This window comes from Nocardia sp. NPDC004260 (assembly GCF_053603155.1).
This window is the reverse complement of sequence record NZ_JBSGEZ010000273.1, coordinates 1-1,233: the sequence shown is the minus strand read 5'-3', so window position 1 is coordinate 1,233 and position 1,233 is coordinate 1. Positions and strand designations below refer to the sequence as shown.

The 1,233-nt window shown below is 67.3% G+C and carries 2 protein-coding genes; one reads left to right on the top strand and one right to left on the bottom strand.

Annotated features, from left to right (window positions below):
- On the top strand, window positions 1-360 hold a 360-nt coding region (locus ACWEO7_RS39590; RefSeq protein WP_452430998.1), incomplete at its 5' end, for a Tn3 family transposase.
- Between the two features lie 159 nt (window positions 361-519).
- On the opposite strand, the gene ACWEO7_RS39585 is transcribed toward ACWEO7_RS39590, so the two are convergent.
- A complete protein-coding gene (locus ACWEO7_RS39585; protein WP_452430996.1) occupies window positions 520-1,185 on the bottom strand; it encodes an FAD-dependent oxidoreductase in 666 nt (221 codons plus the stop codon).
- Between the last annotated feature and the right edge of the window lie 48 nt (window positions 1,186-1,233).

Below are 1,233 nucleotides of genomic sequence, written 5' to 3'. Positions count from 1 at the left end.
ACCACCCAACCCCGCACCCCAAACACAAAAACCCTGCTCTACCAGCCCGCTACGCCATATCCGCCCGAAATTCGGCCGATACTACGGCGACCCCTGGAAGCCCAGACCGAACAAGCCTGGTGCCTGACCCTGGCCACCAACGCAGTAATCGCCTGGACCACAGAGTATTACGGTCTCGCGGTCGATCAGATGCGCCGTCAGGGCCGCCGCATAGACGCCGATGTGCTGGCCCACATCTCACCCGCCCACAGCGAAAACATCAACTTCTTCGGCGCGATCGAGGTCGACATCGACGCCGAGCTCGCTCAACTCGGCCCCACCGGCTACCGGCCGCTGCGCGTGCGCGACACCCTGTTCTGAGCACCCGCGCGTCCCGATTCCAATATTTACCGCATGCCCGGATCATCGATACCAGGTATGGCAACTCTGCGGCGCGATTCCAGCAGCGGCGGCGTCTCGGCATCTGCTGGAACTGTGGCGGCGCAGGGCTGGGCCGCCACAGTTCCGGCAGATATGTGGTTACGCGGCGGGAGCAGGCTTCTCCGCCGGGCGGGGAAAGAAGGGGAGTTCGATATAGACGCAGTCGGCGGCGGCGAGGATCTTCTCGGCGTCGTCGACCGGTGGGTGAATCGCCTGGTTGATCCGTAGTTTGATCTCCTTGCCCTCGACGCCTGAGGCCATCACCCTGCGGTCCCAGCCGCGGGTGAACACTCCTCCGGCCTTGCCGAGGTCCAGGCAGGTGACGTATGGGCCGGGAGTGAACTGGCGCAGCGGCATCCGCAGCAGGTCGGCTGCCGCGTTGTAGCCGGCGACCTTGCCCATCGGGGTGGCGTGCTGGCAGGCCTGCATGACGGTGTGCTCGGGGTCGAACGCCGCGGCGGCGGTGTCCCCGGCGGCGAACACCTCGGGCAGTGCGCGCAACCACTGGTCGACCAGCACCCGGCCGAGGTGGTCGAGGTCGTCGGAGAGCTGCCGGGTCAGGGCGCTGGCACGCATCCCCGCGGACCAGACCACCGCGTCGGCCTCGACATTGGTGCCGTCGGACAGGACGGCATAGCCCTCGCCTACCTCGGTCACCGTCGTGGTGAGGCGGCGCTGCACACCGAGCGCGTCGAGTGCGGCCTCGATCTCCTGGCCGGTCGTGCACGCCGTAGCCGGCGTGCTCCCGGCGGGCTCCGACGACATTAACCCCAAGCTGAACGCCGTGCAGACCATGGTGGCGGTCCGCCGTTC

What these genes read in the sequence shown, in the direction of transcription:
- ACWEO7_RS39585 (WP_452430996.1), bottom strand. Translation starts at nt 1,185, where the DNA reads ATGTCGTCGGAGCCCGCCGGGAGCACGCCGGCTACGGCGTGCACGACC.